Source organism: Phyllobacterium sp. 21LDTY02-6, from assembly GCF_023554255.2.
In the GTDB taxonomy this organism is placed as follows: Bacteria; Pseudomonadota; Alphaproteobacteria; order Rhizobiales; family Rhizobiaceae; genus Phyllobacterium.
In genome coordinates this window covers 589,894-609,452 of the sequence record NZ_JAMJWD020000001.1, presented here as the reverse complement: position 1 = coordinate 609,452, position 19,559 = coordinate 589,894, and the positions used below count along the sequence as shown (strand labels likewise).

Below are 19,559 nucleotides of genomic sequence, written 5' to 3'. Positions count from 1 at the left end.
GCATAAATTTCCGCCGAACATGAATGAGCATAATGCAAAAATCATGCAACTGCGATCGAAGCTGGTCTATAAGAACCGGATGAGTGATGAAGCAGATGCTGGCTTGCGCAAGCAGGATGAGACACATGAACGGCCATTGCGCAGGGGCTGGACAACGGGCGCCTGCGCAACGGCTGCCACGAAGGCTGCTCTTCTGGCGCTGATCACGGGGGAATTTCCGGATCCTGTAGCGATCATCCTGCCAAAGGGCGAAGTTCCGCATTTCCAGCTCGCCATCGAATCCCTCGGCGACGGCTACGCTATGGCTGGCATCGTGAAGGATGCCGGTGATGACCCCGATGTGACCCATGGCGCAACTATAATATCGACGGTATTTCCTGCCCCGCCCGGAAGCGGCATTCAGTTTGTCGCTGGCGAAGGCGTAGGCACGGTGACATTGCCGGGCCTGCCGATCGCCCCCGGCGAAGCAGCCATCAATCCGGTGCCGCGCAAGATGATGACGGACATCTGCAACGAAATCTGTGCTCAGTACGACCTGCCGGCGGACCTCGTGATTGCCATCTCCGTGCCTGAGGGAGAAGAACTGGCCAAACAGACTTGGAATCCACGACTGGGGATCGTCGGCGGCATATCGATCCTCGGCACGACGGGTGTCGTGCATCCGTTCTCCTGCGCCGCCTGGATTCATTCCATTCACCGTGGCATCGACGTCTGCCGCGCAGCGGGCCTGAAACATGTGTTGGGCGCGACCGGTTCAACATCGGAGGATGCAGCGCAATCCTTATATGATCTGCCTGAGATCGCACTGCTCGACATGGGCGATTTCGCCGGTGGATTGCTCAAATATCTGCGTGTCCACCCGATCGAGCGTCTCACCATCGCCGGCGGCTTCGCCAAGCTCACGAAACTCGCCCAGGGCGCACTGGACCTGCATTCCGCCCGCAGCCAGGTCAGCATGGAGTTTCTTGCCGCTGAAGCAAAGGAACTTGGCGCACCTGCGGAGCTGATCGAGCGGATTCAAAATGCCAACACAGCACAGGAAGTATTTGAAACCGCGCGAGATAATGGAATCGACCTCGCCCTGCCAATAGCCGTGAAGGCAAAGGCCACGGCACTGCAGACGCTGAAGGGCGCGCCCGTCGAAGTCGAAATCATCGTCGTGGATCGTAAAGGGACGATCATTGCGCGCGTCTGAGCGGCCAATCCTTGTTCTCGGAGGCACCGCGGAGGCGCGCGGCCTGGCCAAAATGCTCGTGGAACAAGGATACCGAGTCATTTCCTCGCTGGCCGGGCGCACCAGCGATCCCATCCGCATTGCCGGTGAAACGCGCGTCGGTGGCTTCGGCGGACAGCAGGGCCTGGCGGACTATATTCGCAGCAATGGCACCGCCATCCTGATCGACGCGACGCACCCCTTCGCGACGCAGATCTCGGACAACGCGATAGCTGCCGCAGAGGCAACGGGAATTCCCTTCGCGCGGCTCGAGCGGCCCGCATGGTTGCCGAGGCCCGGTGATATCTGGACCAGCGTGGCCGATGGTTCGGCGGCGGCCCGCGCCATCCCATCGAAAGCCCGGGTCCTGCTGGCACTGGGCCGACAGCATCTTGCGCCGTTTTCGCGCCGCAACGACGTTCATTTCATCGTCCGCATGATCGATCCGCCAGACGCTCCGCTCGATCTGATGGATTTCGAACTTGAACTGTCGAAGCCCGGCAATTTCGACGACGAGGTCGCACTGCTTTCAAAGAAGCGGATTTCCCATATCGTCTGCCGCAATTCCGGCGGCAGCCAGTCCTATGCGAAGTTGAGGGCGGCGCGGGAACAATCCATACCCGTCATCATGATCGAGCGGCCGCAGCGCCCCGCCATTGCCACACTCCCCGATATCGGCGCGATTTTGTCCTTTGTCGCCGAAGCGATGCCTCAGCCGGGTCTCAAACTGTGATGATGGCCCTTGTTATAGAGCGCTGAATCACGAAAACCGTCGGCTGATAGCCCTCGCCCGACAAAGATCATGGCGCTTCGGCTCAGGCCCGCATTCTTGATCTTGTCCTCGATATCGGCCAACGTTCCATGCAGGAACTGCTCGTCGGGCCATCCGACGCGGTAGGCCACGATGACCGGGCAATCCTCCCCATATAGTGGCGCCAGCTCTGTCCTGATCCGCTGCATGTTGCGGACGGAAAGGTGGATGACAAGCGTCGCCCCTGATTTGCCCAGCGTTGCCAGATCCTCGCCCTCCGGCATGGCGGAAGATTTCATCGAAGTGCGTGTCAGGATGATCGTCTGGCATACTTCCGGAACGGTAAGCTCTTTCTTCAGCGCCGCCGCCGCGGCCGCAAAGGCCGGCACACCCGGGGTGACGTCGTAGTCGATCCCGAGTTCGTCCAGCCGCCGCATCTGCTCCGCTACGGCGCCATAGATGGAAGGATCGCCGGAATGAACGCGCGCGACATCCTTGCCTTCCCGCTGCGCCTTCTCAAATTCGGCTACGATCTCATCCAGGGTGAGCACCGACGTGTCGACGATGCGCGCATCCTTGGGTGCCTCGGCCAGCATTTCCGCCGGAACCAGTGACCCCGCATAGAGGCATACCGGGCAGGTCTGGATGAGCCGGAGCCCACGAACGGTGATGAGGTCTGTCGCGCCGGGGCCGGCACCGATGAAATGTACGATCATTCTATGTCCCGTTAAAGGCTCGACCCGGTTGCGAGTGCGGCCGTTCCATGTGCAGACTTGGTTTTGCCGATGATGAGGCGAGCTAGCCTGCCGGCACCAGCCAATGCGGCCGCCTCGGCTACGCCATGACAACCGACAAGCGCAAAAACGGCATCGGACGGATTGAGCAGTTTCGGCGTCTGCTCTTCCAGCTGCGCCGCACTGTAGCATGACAAGGAGATACCCAAACCATCGGCGACGGCAATGATCGCCGGCTCATGTTCGCGCTGGTCGATCGTAAAAGCGCCGGCGAGATCCCCTGGTGACAATGCTGCTTCGGCAAGCACCCTTTCGGCAAGCTGCCGCAGTTCAAGCGGATCGCACCCCCGTTCGCACCCAAGGCCAAGCGTATAGACGGGTTTCATCAATGCGGTTTGTGCAGTTCTTCAGGCGTGACACCGAGCAGCTCCGCCGTCTTCCGGATCAGGTTCGCTTCCTTGGGGTCGATATCATTATCGGCATTGGCGATCGTCAGCAAATGGCGCAGAAGAAGTACCTTGCGTTCGAATGGCACCTCGGCGAAAGCCAGCGCCGCCTGCGCGCTCGTGGTTTCATAACCGAAATCCTTCAGATAGGAGGCGACTTCTCCAAATTCCTCCGGAGATATGCCGAAATCCGATGCAGCGATCTTCAATATGGCCGTGTATTCGGCTTTCTCCGTCTTCCCATCGGCCAGGGCGATGTGAAGCAACAAGAGAAGTTCGGCCGTCAAAACAGGATCATCGGCAACTTTCTGGACAGCGCTCTTGGTGCCCAGATATGCCAATATGCGATCAAAAATGCTCTCGCTCATCATACCCCCGTCATTTTCCCGATTGATTGCAGTGGCCGCCGATCGTTTCAAGTGCGTAAACAACACACAGCCCGCTTATTTGCACGGCGCCGCTCTGAAACCACTCGCCAATCGCCAAAATACCACTATGGTCCGGCGCAAAATCGGATCGCCCAATGTCTACATTTCTCGATAATTTTCCGCTCATCCTGGTAATTGCAGCATTTGCAGCAGGCTTCATCGACTCGATTGCCGGCGGCGGCGGCCTTGTGACCGTGCCTGCACTCTTGCTCGCCGGCTTCTCGCCAGTCGAATCCCTCGGCACCAACAAGCTGCAATCGTTGTTCGGCTCGGCCTCGGCGACGATCGCCTATGCCCAGAAGGGACATGTGGACCTGAAGAAACAGCTGCCTTCCGCGCTCATGTCTGCGCTTGGCGGTGTCGGCGGCGCACTCCTGGCGGGATTTCTGCCGGGCGATGTGCTGCGCGCCTTCCTGCCCATCCTGCTCGTCGCAATTGCGGTCTATTTCGCGGTGAAGCCGAATATGGGCGATATCGACCGGGCACAACGCATGACACCCTTTCTCTTTGGTCTCACCATCGTTCCGCTCATCGGGTTCTATGACGGGCTTTTCGGCCCTGGAACGGGCTCTTTCTTCATGCTCAGCTTCGTTTCCCTCGCCGGCTATGGCCTCCTCAAGGCGACCGCCCATACGAAACTGCTCAATCTTGCTTCCAATCTCGGCGGTTTCGCCACATTCGCCGTGCTTGGCGTCATCAATTGGAAGGTCGGCATCCTCATGGGGGTCGCGCAGTTTGCAGGGGCAAGGGTCGGGGCCGGCATGGCGATGAAAAACGGCGCCAGGATCATCAAGCCGCTGCTGATCGTCGTCTGCCTGGCGCTGGCGGGAAAGCTGCTGCTCGAAACGGACAATCCGCTGCGCATCTGGATTACCGCGCTAGTCGGCTAGGCTCAGAACTCGATGCCCTTCTGAGCCTTTATGCCGTCCCGGAACGGATGCTTGATCATTTCCATTTCGGTCACGAGGTCGGCGAATTCGATCAGTTCGTCCTTGGCATTGCGGCCAGTGATGATCACGTGCTTCATATGCGGCTTCTGCCGGAGCACATCGATAATCTCTTCGACGGGCAGATAGTCGTAACGGAGGGCGATATTGAGTTCGTCGCACAGCACGATCTCGGTTTCGTCATCCATTATCATCGTCTTCGCCTGCTCCCAGGCCTCGCGCGCCATTGCGATGTCGCGCGCCCTGTCCTGCGTCTCCCAGGTGAACCCTTCACCCATCGCCGAAATCTTCACCTGCTCGGGAAATTTCTCCAGCACCCAGCGCTCGCCCGTGTCCCAAGCGCCCTTGACGAACTGGACGACGCCGATCTTCATGCCATGCCCCAGCGCCCGAAAGACGATGCCGAACCCTGCAGTCGATTTGCCCTTGCCCTTGCCGGTGTTGACGATGACCAGGCCCTTCTCGTCCGTCTTGGTGGCCAGGATCTTGTCGCGAACCGCCTTTTTCTTGCGCATCTTCTCGGCGTGACGCTCATTGAGCTCCGCTTCCGACATGTTTTGCAGTTTTTGTGATTTCTCAGCCATTTACCCGTCTTTCCCGAATCTGTTTCTCAAGCTGCCAGCCTGCTCAATTCGTAGCGCGCCGAATTGGACCGGGGCGTCCACAGTCCCCTTGCCGCCGCCTCTTCCAGCTTCTCCGCCATCTCGCGCAAGGCATGCGGGTTCTTTTCCTGCAGGAATGCCCGAACGGCTTCATCACCAAGGAATGCCGCATAGACGGCTTCGAAATGATGATTGCCGACCGCCCCCGTCGTCGCAGCGAAGGCAAACATGTAATCCACCGTCGCAGCCATCTCGGCGGCACCCTTATAGCCGTGTCGCATCGCGCCAGCGATCCATTTCGGATTGGTGACGCGGCCACGCACGGTCCGGCCGATCTCTTCCTCGAGCGTCCGGATGACAGGTTTCTCGGGGCGCGAATGGTCATTGTGGTAGATCGCGGGCCGCTCTCCTGCCACCTTCTCGATCGCCGCCGCCATGCCGCCCTCGAACTGGTAATATTCATCCGAATCGAGCAGGTCATGCTCGCGATTGTCCTGGTTCTGCACCACCGCGCTCACGTCGCGCAGGCGTTCTTCCAACAGCCCGCGTTCCGCCTTGCCTTCTTCGCCGGCACCATAGGCATAGCCGCCCCAGACGAGCCAGGCTTCGGCGAGATCGTCGCGTTCGGTCCACTCGCCATGATCGACCAGGGCCTGCAGCCCCGCCCCATAGGCTCCAGGCTTGGAGCCGAAGACACGGAAGCCGGCGCGCAGCTCTGCAAGCTTCTCGTCAGCGCCTTCCGCCAGCAGCCGCTGCCGGTCCTTGCTGGCGCGCGCCGCGATGGGATTGTCGTCTTCGTCCTCGGCGAGCTTCGCAACCGCACGGACCGCCCGGTCGAAAAGCGCGATCTGGTCGGGAAATGCATCACGAAAGAAGCCGGAGATGCGCAATGTCACATCGACGCGCGGCCGTCCCAGCACCGACACGGGCAGGATTTCATAGCCAGTCACCCGGCGGGAGGCCATATCCCAGACAGGCTTGACGCCGATGAGGGCGAGCGCCTGCGCGATATCGTCTCCTCCCGTGCGCATATTGGAGGTGCCCCACGCCGTCAGGCCGAAGGATTTCGGCCATTCACCGTGATCCTGAGTATAGCGTCGGACCAGAAGCTCTGCCGATTTCTGGCCGAGCGCCCAGGCAGCCGGTGTCGGCACGCTGCGGGTATCGACGGAAAAGAAGTTCCTGCCGGTCGGGAGCACGTCGAGACGGCCACGCGTCGGCGCCCCGGACGGCCCCGGCTCGACAAAGCGCCCGTCCAGCGCCGCCAGCAAACCATTGATCTCGTTGGCCCCGCAACGGTCGATGGCAGGGGCAATCTCCTGTTCTATCCCTTCGAGGACCGCGGCGGTTGCCAGCCAACCATACGGGCAGCCAAGTTCGCCGCTTACGAAGCTGGCGGACAATAGTTCTATCCGCTCGACGACATCGCCGTTGGTCCGCCACGGATCGGCGGACACCGCCTGCAACATTTCCGGCCTCGGACCTTCCCACGGCGCGGCCATGTCGCAATCCAGCGGGTCGATATCCAGTTCCAGATCGGCGGCGATGGCGCGCTGCAGGCTCTTGTCGCGTCCTTCGCCGGAATGACGCGACACTCGAGAGAGCGCGACGATCAGGTCGGTCTTCAGGCGCCCCTGCGGCGATTGCCCGAATATGTGCAGACCGTCGCGAATCTGCATTTCCTTCAGGTCGCAGAGATAGGCGTCGAGCTTCTGCAGCGCCAGATCGTCGGCGTCATGCCCATGGATGCCCGCATCGTGATCGAGGCCGATGTCCCGCACCAGATCCAGAATCTGCGCTTTCAATCGCACCAGTCGGCGAGGATCGACGCCCGAAGCTTCGTAATATTCATCCACCAGCGCTTCGAGGTCCTTCAACGGACCATAGCTCTCAGCCCTCGTCAGCGGCGGTGTCAGATGGTCGATGATGACTGCCGAAGCGCGGCGTTTCGCCTGCGTGCCCTCGCCCGGGTCGTTGACGATAAACGGGTAAATGTGAGGCAATGACCCGAGCGCAGCCTCCGGATAGCACGCATTCGACAGTGCAAGAGACTTGCCGGGCAGCCATTCAAGATTGCCATGCTTGCCAACGTGAACGACGGCATGTGCCGCATAGATAAGGCGCAGAAAGGCATAAAAGGCGAAATAGCCATGCGGCGGAACAAGGTCGGGCGAGTGGTAGCTCTCTTTTGGGTCTATATTGAAGCCTCGCGCCGGCTGAATGCCAACCAATGTGCCGCCAAACCTGCAAATAGGCAGCGCGAATAGTCCCTTGGAGCCGATAAAGTACGGGTCCGATTCAGGTGCGCCCCATCTCGCCGTTACCTCGGCCTGAATCTTTTCCGGAAGCGACCGGAAAAAATCCTTGTAATCATTGACGGAAATCGTCTCACGCACCTCGCGGCCACGAATCCCGGCATTGGTCGGACCTGCACCAAGCTGCCGCAGCAGAGCCTCGCCATCCGGCGGCAGATCACTCACATCATAACCCGCCTCACGCATGGCGCCGAGTATTCCCAACGTACTGGCCGGCGTGTCGAGACCAACGCCATTGCCTACCCTGCCATCGCGGCTTGGATAATTGGCCATGACCAGCGCCACGCGCCTCGCTTGCGGCGCGGAAGCGCGGAGCCTGGCCCAATTGGCGGCAAGATCGGTCACGAATTCGACGCGATCGGCAAGCGGCTCGTGCGAGACGATATTCGCTTCGACATTCTCGTCATATTGCCGGGCGGATTTGAACGAAACCGCGCGCGCAAGAACGCGGCCGTCAACCTCGGGCAGGGCGACATTCATGGCAAGGTCACGCGCCGATAGTCCCTGCCCTGCTTCCTGCCACTGCTCGCGGCTCGAACCCGAGAAAATGACCTGGAGGACGATTGCTCCGTCCTTCTCGAGCACTGTTGGCTTGCGGGCGCTACCCGGTGCGGAAACCGCAAAACCCGTCGCGTTGAGCACGACGGCCGGAGACGCCTGTTCAAACAGCGTCTCTACGATGGCAACGGACACCGCATCCTTGAGGCTGGCGACAAAGATCGGCAGCGGATTGAGCCCTTTCGCCAACAGCGCCGCGACAAGCGCCTCGACGGGCCGGGTCTGTCCGCTTTGTACGAGCGCCCGGTAAAAGCAGATGCCTATGACGGGTGCGCCTACCTGCCAATGTCTGGAAACATCATCCAATGCCGGAGCTGCAAGCTCAGGCCACCACAGTCCGGCCTTGAGCAGCGGCGAAGCCTCCTCGGGCCTCTCCGAACCATGGACGAGGGAAGCGCAATAGTCGAGAAAACGGCGCGAATTCTGCTCGCCTCCCTCAAGAAGATAGTGCCAGAGTGCGTCGCGATCGGCCTGCGGGAGCGTCGAGAACCTGTCGAGGCCCGGATCGGGCTTGTCGTCGCCGGGCAGAACGGCAAGCATGATCTTGTGATTGACCGCGCAGGCGTGCAGCGCCTCCAGCCCATAGGGCCAGTAGCTTTCGCCGCCTATGATGCGGACGATGATGAGCCGGGCGTGACGGGCAGTACGCTCGACATAGGCATCGACCGACATCGGATGGCTCAATGCCATCATGTTTGCCAGACGCAGCGAAAAGCCGGCCTCGCCGCGCCGGGCCGAAGCCAGGCTGGCGAGTTCCGTATCGGCAGCCGAGAGAAATACGACATCGCCCGGGGTCTGCCCGAGGTCGATCGCTTCATTGCCCTCGGCAATCGTGCCTTTCTGCGCCAGCAACAAATGCATATCTGATATCCGTCAGGCTGCGGCAGACTGAATCGCCGCCTCTATGGCCGCGTTGTCTATATCGTGCAGGCCGATGACGACAAGCTTCGTCTCCCTCGCCTCGCCGGGATTCCAGCTCCGGTCGAAATAATGCTCGATCCGCCGGCCCACCGCCTGGATGACGAGACGCATCGGCTTGCCCGGCACGTCCACGAAGCCTTTCAAACGAAGGATATCATGGCCCGCGATCACGTCCTTAAGCTTATCGATGAAGGGTTTCGGATCGGCAACCGGGCCAAGACCCACGACAAAGCTCTCGAACTCGTCATGATCGTGTTCCTCGCCGGCCTCATGTTCAAGCTCGTGATGCGATTTCCTGTTGGCGATATCTTCTTCTGTGCCGACGCCGAGCCCGAGCAGCAATTGTGTGCTGAGCTTGCCGAAGCTTGCCGGCACCATGTTGAGCGATCGGCTCGACCGGCTCTGCACGTCGCTTCTGACGCTGGCCAGTCCGGTCTCGCTGATCAAATCCGCCTTGTTGAGAACGATAAGGTCGGCCGCCCTGATCTGATCTTCGAACAGCTCCTCCAACGGGCTCTCATGATCGAGCGATTCGTCCTGCGCCCTTTGTGCATCGACCTTGTCGTGATCATCTGCGAAACGGCCCTCGGAGACCGCAGCGGCATCGATGACCGTCACGACGCCATCGACGGTGACCTGCGTCTTGATTTCCGGCCAATTGAAGGCCGCCACCAGCGGCTGGGGTAGTGCCAGGCCGGACGTCTCGATGACGATATGATCAGGCCGATCCTCGCGGTCCAACAGCTTGGTCATTGTCGGAATGAAGTCATCGGCCACGGTGCAGCATATGCAGCCATTGTTGAGTTCGATGACGTCCTCGTCCCGGCAGGCTTCGATGCCGCAGCCCTTGAGCAGTCCGCCATCGACGCCGAGATCGCCAAATTCGTTGATGATCAGCGCGATACGCTTGCCATCTGCGTTTTCCAGCAGATTGCGGATCATCGTCGTCTTGCCCGATCCTAGAAAACCAGTGATTACCGTCGCCGGAATCTTGTGCCCCTGCATTTCATTATCCCTTCATTTTGAGCGGCAGCCCGGCTGCCAGAAAATAAACACTCGCGGCTACCTTGGCCACCGCCTGGTGGAGCCTGCCGGCATGGTCGCGGAAATCGCGCGCCATGCGGTTTTCCGGCACGATGCCGAGGCCCACTTCGTTCGATACGAGCAACGTCGCGCCTTCCAGCTTGGGTAGCAGCGCGACGAACCGCGCAATTTCCTCGTCCACATCCTTTTCAGCCATCATGAGGTTTGTCAGCCATAGCGTCAGGCAATCGACGAGAACCACATTCTCCGCCCCGCAATTCGCCTCCAGCGCCGCAACGAGATCGAGCGGCTCTTCTACCGTCACCCACGAAGCGCCACGTCCTTGTCGGTGAAGCGCGATACGCTGCGTCATCTCCTCATCCCAGGCACGCCCGGTTGCGATATAGACGCAGCGCTTGCCCGAACTTTCGGCTAGTCCTTCGGCGAAGCTCGACTTGCCGGACCGCGCGCCGCCAAGCACGAGCGTGCAGCCGCGATCAAGTTCATGCATCAGACTTCAAGCTCCGATTGAGCGTAAGTCTGCAGGAGCCAGCCCAGCGAGATACCGAGTACGGCCCAGAAGAAGAGGTTCGTCGCCAGCGTCGATACGGCAAATTCCGATGCCAGCGTCGGCGGAACCGGCGAGGTGAGATTATCGGGCTCGGGCGCGCCGTAGAGATGAGGCGCGACGATGAGCGCAATGCCGGCGATCTTCGCCCAGATGAAATCTTTAAGCACGATCAGATAGAGGCCGCCGGCCGTGAGCAGAACTGTGACCAGCCACCATGTCTGACGCGCCGCGAGATCGGCCGCAGGCATTGCGGGCAGTTCCGGCGCAAGGCTGAAAGCGGGTGCGAAGTTGAAGATGAAGAACCCTGCCAGCCCCCAATAGACGCCGTTCTGCAACGTGATGCGACGGCCGAGAAACAGGGCGGCGGCGCCGGTCACCAGTGCAAAGCCCGCACCCGCAACGAGATTGATCAGCAAGGTATTGCCAAGGCGTCCTAACGGGAGTTCTGCCCCCGCCTCCTCGGCGTGTTCATGCGGCGTCGCAGCGGCACCCTGCGCCGCATGGTCCGATTCGTGCGAATGCCCGCCCTCGCCTTCGAATTGTTCGGCGTGCAGGATCAGAGGTACGTTTCGGACATACATGGCCGGCGTGAGAAGGATACCGGCGAACAATCCGGCCACGATCGTAGCCAGAAGATATTTTACCAACATGGTTTCAGTCCCCATCGGAATACGATTGTGCCGATACCGCAACGATATCGGTCAAAACCGCAGGTTTTTCGGCAATCAAGCGCGCTAAAGAATCAGATTCAGCTTCGGCTCAGTGGCAGGGAAAACCGTAGGAATGGCGCGTATCATGCGCGGTATCGTGCAGCATGTCGGAATGGGCCATGCCGACGCCATAAATGATGAAGACACCGAGCAGCAGCGAGACGACAGCGGTCGCCATACGCGAAGCAAGCGGTATGGAAATCGTATTCGAAGTAGAAGTGGCAGCCATAACAACCTCCGTGCAGGGCCAGAAGGGACAATCCTTCGGTTCTGGGCATTATTGCCCTTTGACTGGCAGGTCTCCTGGCTCGCGGGTCATAAGATCCTTGCCTCCTTCCCGGTTTCCCAGTGGCTGCTGCAAGCGCTTCGGCTCGCAGCGATGGCATGATCCTATCCGCTCTACAGTCGCGGGGTCGGCTACGGTTGGACCGCCCTGATGGGTACGGTCGTCGTATTCCCTTTTGATCCCTAAGCCTTTGGCCAAGCGGGAACCAATCAATCCCGAACGTTAGTCACCAAGCGCGCGAAATGTCAAAACAAATCCGCCATGGCCTTCACCGGGAGATCGAACTGACGGAAAGGAGCGCATCGATGTCCAGAACCTGCTCGAGTTGCGCGGCGATGGCGTCAAGGGCGAGTTCCACGCCTGCCTTGTAATTCGACGGTTCCGCCACTACTCCCATCGAACGCAGAAACTGCGTCCTGAAATCGTCGGCGCCGAACAATCCATGGAGATAGGTTCCGAAAACCTTGCCGTCAGCGGAAGTCGCTCCATCATCGATCCCATTGATACGCGTCGCAGGCCGGGTGCAATCGGGCCCGGCAGTCCTGCCGAGATGGATTTCATATCCCTCCAACGGCAAGTCGAAATGCAGCGAATGCGCCGTCACATTGCGCACGGTCTTTTCAGGCTCCATGATGGTCGTGACGTCGAGAAAACCAAGACCATCGACCTCTCGCGCAGGTCCCTCGATGCCGTCAGGGTCGGATATGCTGCGCCCAAGCATCTGGTAGCCGCCACAAATGCCGACAATCGTGCCTCCCCGCCGGCGATGGAGATGAAGATCCTGATCCCAGCCATTCGCTTTCAACTGCTGAAGATCGCCGATGGTGGATTTGGAGCCCGGAATGATGACAAGGCCGGCATCGGCCGGTATCCGCTCGCCTCGGTGCACCCAATTGAGGTCGACGGCCGGCTCGCTGCCGAGTGGATCAAGATCGTCGAAATTCGCGATCCGGTCGAGCACCAGCACGGCGATTCTCAGCGCGGGGCCGGCACTTCGGGTCAGCCGCTCCAGCACGACCGAATCCTCCGCCGGCAGGCGCGCCGCATCCTTGAGCCATGGAACAACGCCGAAGGAACGCCAGCCGGTAAAATCGGTGATCGATTTCAACCCTTCGTCGAACAGCGATACGTCGCCGCGAAACTTGTTTATGATATAGCCGGCGATCATGCCGCGATCCTCTTGCGGCAAAATGGTGTGTGTACCGACGATGGACGCGATGACACCGCCACGGTCGATATCGCCGACGAGCACCACCGGAACACCGGCGCGCGTTGCAAAGCCCATATTGGCGATGTCTCCCGCCCGCAGGTTGATCTCGGCCGGCGATCCCGCCCCTTCGACTATAACCAGGTCGGCGCCCTCCCCGACCCTGCCCCATGATTCCATGACGGCTTCCATCAGGGTGGATTTGAAGGTCTGGTAGTCCTTGCCGCGAGCGCTGCCCCTCACCTTGCCGTGGACGACGACCTGGCTGCCGGTTTCCGATTGCGGTTTCAGGAGTACAGGATTCATGTGCACGGACGAGGGAACGCCGCAGGCCAGCGCCTGCAGCCATTGCGCGCGCCCGATTTCGCCGCCGTCATCGCTGACCGCTGCATTGTTCGACATGTTCTGCGGCTTGAATGGCCGAACCTTCAAGCCGCGATTGCGTGCCAGGCGGCACAAACCGGCTACCAGTACCGATTTGCCAACGTCCGAGCCTGTTCCCTGTAACATGATTGCGCGTGTCATGGGCTCTGAGTAGCGGATATGTCTTTCTCTTCCTAGCCCCATGCAGGCCGTTGCGCGCATCGACACTTTGGATAGAGTGGGTCGTGGGTTGGAGGAAACAATGGACGCAGACGTCGCGCCGGTTCAGTTCGAACTGAACGAAGATCAGATTGCAATTCAGGATATGGCAAGGTCGTTTGCCGCCGACAGGGTCGCTCCGAACGCGCTCGCCTGGGATCGGGACAGGCATTTTCCGATCGAGATCATCAAGGAGACGGGACCGCTCGGCATGGGCGGCATCTATGTGCGCGAGGATGTCGGCGGATCGGGCCTGGCGCGTCTCGACGCCGTGCTGATCTTCGAGGCGCTCGCTGCCGCCTGTCCGGCGTTTTCGGCCTTCATATCCATCCACAACATGGCGACGTGGATGATCGACCGCTTCGGAGACGAGGACCAGCGGCGGCAATATGTACCGGGCCTGACGGCCATGGAGCAATTGGCCAGCTATTGCCTCACGGAGCCCGGCTCAGGATCGGATGCAGCCGCCTTGAAGACCACGGCGGTCAGGCAAGGCGACGAATATGTTCTGAACGGCGCCAAGCAGTTCATTTCCGGCGCGGGCGACAGCGATCTCTATGTGACGATGGTGCGAACCGGTGGCGAAGGCGCGAAAGGCATATCGGCATTCATCATACCAAAGGATGCGCCTGGCCTCTCCTTTGGAGCCAATGAACACAAGATGGGGTGGAACGCCCAATCGACGCGCACGGTGACTTTTGACGATTGCCGGGTGCCTGTCCGAAACAGGATAGGCGAGGAAGGCGAAGGCTTCCGCATCGCCATGGGTGGGCTCGACGGCGGCCGGCTCAACATCGCCGCCTGTTCGCTCGGCGGCGCACAATCGGCGCTCGACAAGGCCCTCGCCTACGCCGCCGAACGCAAGGCATTCGGCAAGGCGATCAACCAGTTCCAGGCGTTGCAATTCAAGCTCGCCGATATGGAAACGGACATCTCCGCTGCACGGATGCTGCTCTATACGGCTGCGGCCAAGCTCGACCGCAAGGCACACGATGCCTCGAAATGGTCCGCCATGGCCAAGCGCTTCGTTACCGATGCAGGCTTCGCCATCGCAAATGATGCGCTGCAGATTCATGGCGGCTATGGATATCTGCACGACTACGGAATCGAAAAAATCGTTCGCGACTTGCGCGTGCATCAGATACTCGAAGGCACGAACGAGATCATGCGTGTCATCATCGCACGGCATATGATCGATCGATGACTGTTCAGCGAGGGAGGAAAGCGCGATGACGACAATCGCATTTATCGGATTGGGACATATGGGCAATCCGATGGCCGCAAATCTGGTGAAGGCTGGGCACAAGGTGCTTGGGTTCGATCTGATGCCCGAAAACCTCGCTACGGCGGAGGCGAATGGTGTCGTCATCGCAGCGAGTGCCGAGGATGCTGTTGCGGAAGCCGAAGCCATCATAACCATGCTGCCGGCAGGCAAACATGTGCTTTCCGTCTATGAGGCAATCGCCAAGCGCGCCCCGAAAGGCAGCCTCCTCATCGATTCCTCGACCATTGACGTAGCTTCGGCGCGGAAAGCGCATGAGATCGCCCGCGAAAACGGCTTGCGCTCGGTCGATGCACCGGTTTCGGGCGGCATCGGTGGCGCGGCAGCCGGAACGCTGACCTTCATGGTCGGCGGCGCCCCGGAGGCTTTCGCCGCGGCGGAACCTCTCCTCAAGAACATGGGAGCCCGCATCGTCCATTGCGGCGACGCCGGAAACGGCCAGGCCGCAAAGATCTGCAACAACATGATCCTTGGCATTTCCATGATTGGGGTCAGCGAGGCTTTCGCCCTGGCAGAGAAGCTCGGCCTCTCCCATCAGGCACTTTTCGACGTCGCGTCCACATCGTCCGGCCAGTGCTGGTCGCTGACGACCTATTGCCCGGTACCGGGTCCGGTCCCGACATCTCCTGCCAACAACGGCTATAAACCGGGATTTGCCGCTGCGCTGATGCTGAAAGACCTCAAGCTTTCCCAGGAGGCAGCCGCCAGTGTCCATGTCGCGACACCACTCGGAGCGCATGCGGAAGAAATCTATGCGGCTTTCGCGGCGGCGGGAAATGAAGGCTCCGATTTCTCGGGCATCGTCAATTATCTGCGCCAGGCCGAACGGCGCGACTAGTTGCACGTTGCAGCGCCAGTTCCGCTGCGGCTGATAACCTTGCGGTAACGATGTGCAGGTAAAACTTTATCCGGAGCTGCAAAGCCCCTACTCCGGATCAGGTACTGCGTACCGGAGTCCTGCTTCCTAGACGGCAGGATACCAAGCTTCTGGCTTTAAAAAGACCGCGCTGTGCCGTGCATGGGGCGGTTTTTTTGCGTTCAGACGTGAAAAAGCGGCGCCGAGTAAGCGCCGCCAAGATAACGAACTGGATCGGTGTTGCCGGCGGTCGTGTACCTCCGGCTGGTTCCGCAGGTGTCAGCCTGCCGAACGGGTCCAGATGAAGGAGAGCGCGGAAGCCAGACCGCTCTTCTCATTGGCGCGCGCCATGTCGCGCTTTTCAGTTGCATTCCAGGCGATGTGAACGCGGTTGTTGCGATTGAAGATATAGAGCATTTCTGCACCCTAAAAACGAAGTGGTTGTTGCACTCCAAATGCGCTCTTTGCTTAAACTTTGATCAGGGAAATTCGTCACGACGTGTCGCATTTACGGTACCGGCTCATGCATTTTTGCATACCAGCTATGCGCGAGGCCGCAAAAACCGCCTGCGGCACGGGAACTCGTCATCAACCGACGCAGAATTTGAGCATGGCGCTATCAGATAAGCCAGTAATCCACAAGCAATCGCCTTCCGAGGACGCCGATATGGACCCGCCATTACTAGCTTTCAGCCAGCTTCGCGACATCGGAGGGGCGTCCAGGATAAAGAAAATGGCTTAAAGCGTTGATCTTTCATCTATTGCTTTGTTACGATGTTCACATGAGCATTCTTGTACTGGCACTCAGTCATTTTACAGGCGTCGTTATATCGACAGGCATTGTCGCGTTAGACCGCATTTATTCAGTGGAACCATTGCATTCTGCCGGGATAATAATGCCAAATGGCACAAGCGAAGCTGGGTGAGGCAGTACCAGCAGTAATTCGCGTAAGGGTGAACTGTCCAAAGAGTGGGAGACTACCATCATGAAGAAGCTATTGGCTTCGACTATATTGGTCACAGGCCTTCTGGGTTATGCCGGAACGGCATCAGCGGCCGAAGACTGCGGTACCGTGACGATCGCAAACATGAACTGGCAATCGGCTGAAGCTCTCGCCAATCTCGACAAGATCATTCTGTCGGAAGGTTATGGCTGCGATGCCGAACTTGTGGCCGGCGACACCGTTCCAACCTTCACCTCCATGATCGAAAAAGGCGAGCCGGACATCGCACCGGAAGGCTGGCTCAATGCCGTTCGTGAGCCGCTCGAGAAAGCCGTCAAGGAAGGCAAGCTGGTCTATGCAGCGCCCGCAATTACCGAGGGTGGCACCGAGAGCTGGTGGGTACCAAAATATTTTGCGGACGCACATCCGGAGATCAAGACCATCGCTGATGCGATGAAACATCCGGAGCTCTTCCCCTCGCCGGAAGATCCCAAGAAGGGTGCTGTCTACAATTGCCCCTCCGGTTGGGCATGCCAGATCACGACAACGAATTTCTTCAAGGCCTATGAAGGCGAGAAGAACGGCTTCACGCTGGTTGATACGGGTTCTGCCGCCGGCCTCGATGGCTCTATTGCCAAGGCCTATGAGCGCAAGGAACCATGGCTCGGCTATTACTGGGGCCCAACGGCGATCCTCGGAAAATATCCCATGGTCAAACTGGACAACGGCGTGGCGTGGGACGAGAAGGAATGGAACCGTTGCAATGCCATCGCGGATTGCCCGGATCCCAAGCCGAACGGCTGGCCCATTGCCGACATCTACACGATCGTGACGAAGAAATTCGCTGATCGTGCCGGCCCCGCCTTCGAATATTTGAAGAAGCGGCAGATATCCACCGAAGACGCCAACAAGCTCCTGGCATGGATGGTGGACAATCAGGCCACCGGTGAAGATGGCGCCAAATACTACCTCAAGAACAATGAGGCGACCTGGGCCAGTTGGGTTTCGCCGGAAGCTGCCGAGAAAATCAAGGCCGCAGTACAGTAATTTGCATGCGGCGGAGCAAGACTCCGCCGCACCCGCAAGCTTGGACAGTTGAGCCGCAACGCTCAGCTATGAATTTGCTATGACGAGCCGCGTTGTGGCCGAAGAAGGGGGTACCAACAAATGGATTGGTTCTACTCATTCCCGAATATGAATGACGATACGCTGCGCAATCTGAAAAAGACGATGGATGAGGGCTTCAAGGCTTTCACGCGCAGTTATGGCGACGTCATCGAAACATTCTTTCGGCCGCTGCAATATTTCCTGATCCAGGCCGAAAAGTTCATGACCACGACGCCGTGGCCAATCATGATCGTCCTGATAGCGGGGATTGCATGGCTCGCGAGCCGCAACTGGAAGATCGTCGGCGGCACCATCATCACCCTCCTCCTCATCGGCTATTTCGACATGTGGAGCGACGCGATGAAGACCATCGCGATGATATTTGTCGGCACCGTCGTGTCCATCGTCGTCGGCATTCCCATCGGCATCATCATGGCTCGCTCGGACAGTTTCCAGCGTTTGGTCAATCCGATACTCGATGTGATGCAGACCATGCCGAGCTTCGTCTACCTCATACCCGTCGTCATGCTTCTTGGTATCGGCAAGGTGCCCGGCCTTATCGCGGTCGTCATCTACGCGATCCCGCCAATGATACGCCTGACCAATCTCGGCATCAGGCTCGTCGACAAGGACGTTCTCGAAGCGGCCGACGCCTTCGGCTCCTCCAGTTGGCAGAGGCTGAAAAACGTCCAGATTCCGCTCGCCCTGCCCACGATCATGGCCGGCATCAACCAGACCATCATGATGGCGCTGGCAATGGTGGTCATCGCTTCGATGATCGGCGTGCAGGGACTAGGCCAGCCGGTTCTGCGCTCCGTCAACGGCCAGTTCTTTTCCCTTGGGCTATTCAACGGTCTTGCCATCGTAGGCATTGCCATCATTTTTGACCGCGTCAGTCAGGCCTATGGCAAGCGTCTGCAGAAGCATCAAGAGGTCGTACATGGCTAATCCATCACCACAGCACGCTGGCATCAGGATCAAGAATCTCTACAAGATCTTCGGCCAGCGTCCTTCCGCCCATGTCGAGGCCGTCAAGAACGGCATGACGAAAGCTGAGCTCAATGAGAAGCACGCCCACGTGCTCGGATTGCGTGATATCAACATCGATATGCCAGCTGGTTGTATTCAGGTTGTCATGGGGCTTTCCGGTTCGGGCAAGTCCACGCTGATCCGTCACATCAACCGTTTGATAGACCCAACGGCCGGCGAAGTCATTATCGATGGCGATGATGTCTGCAAGATGAACGAGAATGAATTGCGCCAGTTCCGGCGGCACAAGACCGCCATGGTGTTCCAGAAGTTCGCCCTGCTCCCGCACCGCACGGTGCTGGATAATACGGTCTACGGCCTGGAAATACAGGGATTGTCCCGCACGAAGCAGGAAGAGCAGGCCCGGCGCTGGATCGAACGTGTCGGACTCAAAGGCTTTGAGGACAATTATCCCAACCAGCTTTCCGGCGGCATGCAGCAACGCGTCGGCCTCGCACGAGCGCTGACCAATGACGCGCCGATTCTCCTGATGGACGAGGCCTTTTCGGCGCTCGATCCGCTTATCCGCATGGATATGCAATCGGTCCTGCTGGATCTCCAGAAGGAAATCAAGAAGACGGTCGTCTTCATCACCCACGACCTTGACGAGGCACTGCGCCTCGGCGACCGCATCGCGATCCTTCGTGATGGGGAAATCGTTCAGCAGGGAACAGGACAGGATATCGTCCTTCAGCCTGCCGATGAATATATCTCGAGCTTCGTAAAGGAAGTGAATCGCGGCCGCGTCATCATGGTCGACACGATAGCAACGACCGGTGCCACGCCGCCCGATCTAGGCAGCGTAACGGTCAAGTCCGGTACGATTTTGGAGGATGCCGCCAAGACCATGACCGACGCCAACCAGCAATATGCAACGGTGGTGGACGAGTCCGGCAAGAGCATCGGCGTCATCAGCATGAACAGCCTTATCCAGGCGATGGTGACCCCGATCAGCCATCTTAGCGCAGCCGCGGAATAGCTCGCCGCGTATCCGATTCCGGCCGCCGGCCGGCATCGTCGTCGCACCAAGTTTCGGCAATCGCCATG

The 19,559-nt window shown here is 59.3% G+C and carries 19 protein-coding genes and 1 riboswitch; of the genes, 8 read left to right on the top strand and 11 right to left on the bottom strand.

Annotated elements, in window-relative coordinates; all coding sequences use genetic code 11:
* The first annotated feature begins 79 nt into the window (after window positions 1-79).
* Window positions 80-1,195, top strand: a complete 1,116-nt coding sequence (locus tag M8997_RS02865) for a cobalt-precorrin-5B (C(1))-methyltransferase (RefSeq protein WP_250014374.1) — start codon at window positions 80-82, stop codon at window positions 1,193-1,195.
* The gene (locus M8997_RS02860) at window positions 1,182-1,946 is read left to right on the top strand and encodes a cobalt-precorrin-6A reductase (protein WP_250013465.1); all 765 of its coding nucleotides are present in this window, start codon (window positions 1,182-1,184) and stop codon (window positions 1,944-1,946) included. Before M8997_RS02865 ends, M8997_RS02860 begins: the two co-directional genes overlap by 14 nt.
* Here M8997_RS02860 and cobM read toward each other — a convergent pair.
* Genes cobM through M8997_RS02845 form a run of 3 tightly spaced genes read right to left on the bottom strand, consistent with a single transcriptional unit; the run spans window position 1,925 to window position 3,512 of the window.
* The gene (cobM, locus tag M8997_RS02855) at window positions 1,925-2,680 is read right to left on the bottom strand and encodes a precorrin-4 C(11)-methyltransferase (RefSeq protein ID WP_250013462.1); all 756 of its coding nucleotides are present in this window, start codon (window positions 2,678-2,680) and stop codon (window positions 1,925-1,927) included. The two genes, M8997_RS02860 and cobM, sit on opposite strands and share 22 nt — an antisense overlap.
* An 11-nt stretch (window positions 2,681-2,691) precedes the next feature.
* A complete protein-coding gene (locus tag M8997_RS02850; RefSeq protein WP_250013460.1) occupies window positions 2,692-3,084 on the bottom strand; it encodes a cobalamin biosynthesis protein in 393 nt (130 codons plus the stop codon).
* Window positions 3,084-3,512 carry a TerB family tellurite resistance protein gene (locus tag M8997_RS02845; protein WP_250013458.1) on the bottom strand — a complete coding sequence of 143 codons (429 nt, stop codon included), beginning with the start codon at window positions 3,510-3,512 and terminating at the stop codon, window positions 3,084-3,086. Before M8997_RS02845 ends, M8997_RS02850 begins: the two co-directional genes overlap by 1 nt.
* A gap of 155 nt (window positions 3,513-3,667) precedes the next feature.
* Between M8997_RS02845 and M8997_RS02840 the strand changes: the two genes are divergently transcribed.
* Complete coding sequence (locus M8997_RS02840; protein WP_250013456.1) at window positions 3,668-4,462, top strand: TSUP family transporter; 795 nt, start codon at window positions 3,668-3,670, stop codon at window positions 4,460-4,462.
* A 2-nt stretch (window positions 4,463-4,464) separates the two neighbouring features.
* Here the strand turns inward: M8997_RS02840 and cobO are convergent, their stop codons facing one another.
* From cobO to M8997_RS02805, 7 genes are all read right to left on the bottom strand, one after another.
* A complete protein-coding gene (gene cobO, locus M8997_RS02835; protein ID WP_250013454.1) occupies window positions 4,465-5,103 on the bottom strand; it encodes a cob(I)yrinic acid a,c-diamide adenosyltransferase in 639 nt (212 codons plus the stop codon).
* A gap of 26 nt (window positions 5,104-5,129) precedes the next feature.
* Entirely contained in the window at window positions 5,130-8,855 is a 3,726-nt protein-coding gene (cobN, locus tag M8997_RS02830; RefSeq protein WP_250013452.1) for a cobaltochelatase subunit CobN, read from the bottom strand.
* Window positions 8,856-8,867: 12 nt separating this feature from the next.
* The gene (gene cobW, locus M8997_RS02825; protein WP_250013451.1) at window positions 8,868-9,920 is read right to left on the bottom strand and encodes a cobalamin biosynthesis protein CobW; all 1,053 of its coding nucleotides are present in this window, start codon (window positions 9,918-9,920) and stop codon (window positions 8,868-8,870) included.
* Between the two features lie 4 nt (window positions 9,921-9,924).
* Entirely contained in the window at window positions 9,925-10,449 is a 525-nt protein-coding gene (gene cobU / locus M8997_RS02820; RefSeq protein ID WP_250013450.1) for a bifunctional adenosylcobinamide kinase/adenosylcobinamide-phosphate guanylyltransferase, read from the bottom strand.
* The gene (locus tag M8997_RS02815; RefSeq protein ID WP_250013449.1) at window positions 10,449-11,159 is read right to left on the bottom strand and encodes a CbtA family protein; all 711 of its coding nucleotides are present in this window, start codon (window positions 11,157-11,159) and stop codon (window positions 10,449-10,451) included. The genes cobU and M8997_RS02815 overlap by 1 nt, the downstream gene beginning before the upstream one ends.
* A 109-nt stretch (window positions 11,160-11,268) precedes the next feature.
* Complete coding sequence (locus tag M8997_RS02810) at window positions 11,269-11,448, bottom strand: CbtB domain-containing protein (RefSeq protein ID WP_250013448.1); 180 nt, start codon at window positions 11,446-11,448, stop codon at window positions 11,269-11,271.
* Window positions 11,449-11,494: 46 nt separating this feature from the next.
* Window positions 11,495-11,730, bottom strand: a riboswitch (cobalamin riboswitch).
* 43 nt (window positions 11,731-11,773) lie between these two features.
* The gene (locus tag M8997_RS02805; protein ID WP_250013447.1) at window positions 11,774-13,237 is read right to left on the bottom strand and encodes a cobyric acid synthase; all 1,464 of its coding nucleotides are present in this window, start codon (window positions 13,235-13,237) and stop codon (window positions 11,774-11,776) included.
* A 100-nt stretch (window positions 13,238-13,337) separates the two neighbouring features.
* On the opposite strand from M8997_RS02805, the gene M8997_RS02800 reads away from it, so the two are divergent.
* Both M8997_RS02800 and mmsB read left to right on the top strand, forming a co-directional pair.
* A complete protein-coding gene (locus tag M8997_RS02800) occupies window positions 13,338-14,498 on the top strand; it encodes an isobutyryl-CoA dehydrogenase (RefSeq protein ID WP_250013446.1) in 1,161 nt (386 codons plus the stop codon).
* Window positions 14,499-14,523: 25 nt separating this feature from the next.
* Entirely contained in the window at window positions 14,524-15,414 is an 891-nt protein-coding gene (mmsB, locus tag M8997_RS02795; protein ID WP_250013445.1) for a 3-hydroxyisobutyrate dehydrogenase, read from the top strand.
* A gap of 297 nt (window positions 15,415-15,711) precedes the next feature.
* Here mmsB and M8997_RS02790 read toward each other — a convergent pair whose 3' ends face one another.
* On the bottom strand, window positions 15,712-15,849 hold the full coding sequence (locus M8997_RS02790) for a hypothetical protein (RefSeq protein WP_250013443.1): 138 nt from the start codon (window positions 15,847-15,849) through the stop codon (window positions 15,712-15,714).
* A 569-nt stretch (window positions 15,850-16,418) separates the two neighbouring features.
* On the opposite strand from M8997_RS02790, the gene M8997_RS02785 reads away from it, so the two are divergent.
* The 3 genes from M8997_RS02785 (at window position 16,419) to M8997_RS02775 (ending at window position 19,491) form a co-directional block, all read left to right on the top strand.
* On the top strand, window positions 16,419-17,423 hold the full coding sequence (locus tag M8997_RS02785; RefSeq protein ID WP_250013440.1) for an ABC transporter substrate-binding protein: 1,005 nt from the start codon (window positions 16,419-16,421) through the stop codon (window positions 17,421-17,423).
* A 120-nt stretch (window positions 17,424-17,543) separates the two neighbouring features.
* On the top strand, window positions 17,544-18,431 hold the full coding sequence (locus tag M8997_RS02780) for a proline/glycine betaine ABC transporter permease (RefSeq protein WP_250013438.1): 888 nt from the start codon (window positions 17,544-17,546) through the stop codon (window positions 18,429-18,431).
* A complete protein-coding gene (locus M8997_RS02775; RefSeq protein WP_250013435.1) occupies window positions 18,424-19,491 on the top strand; it encodes a glycine betaine/L-proline ABC transporter ATP-binding protein in 1,068 nt (355 codons plus the stop codon). The genes M8997_RS02780 and M8997_RS02775 overlap by 8 nt, the downstream gene beginning before the upstream one ends.
* The last annotated feature ends 68 nt before the right edge of the window (window positions 19,492-19,559 follow it).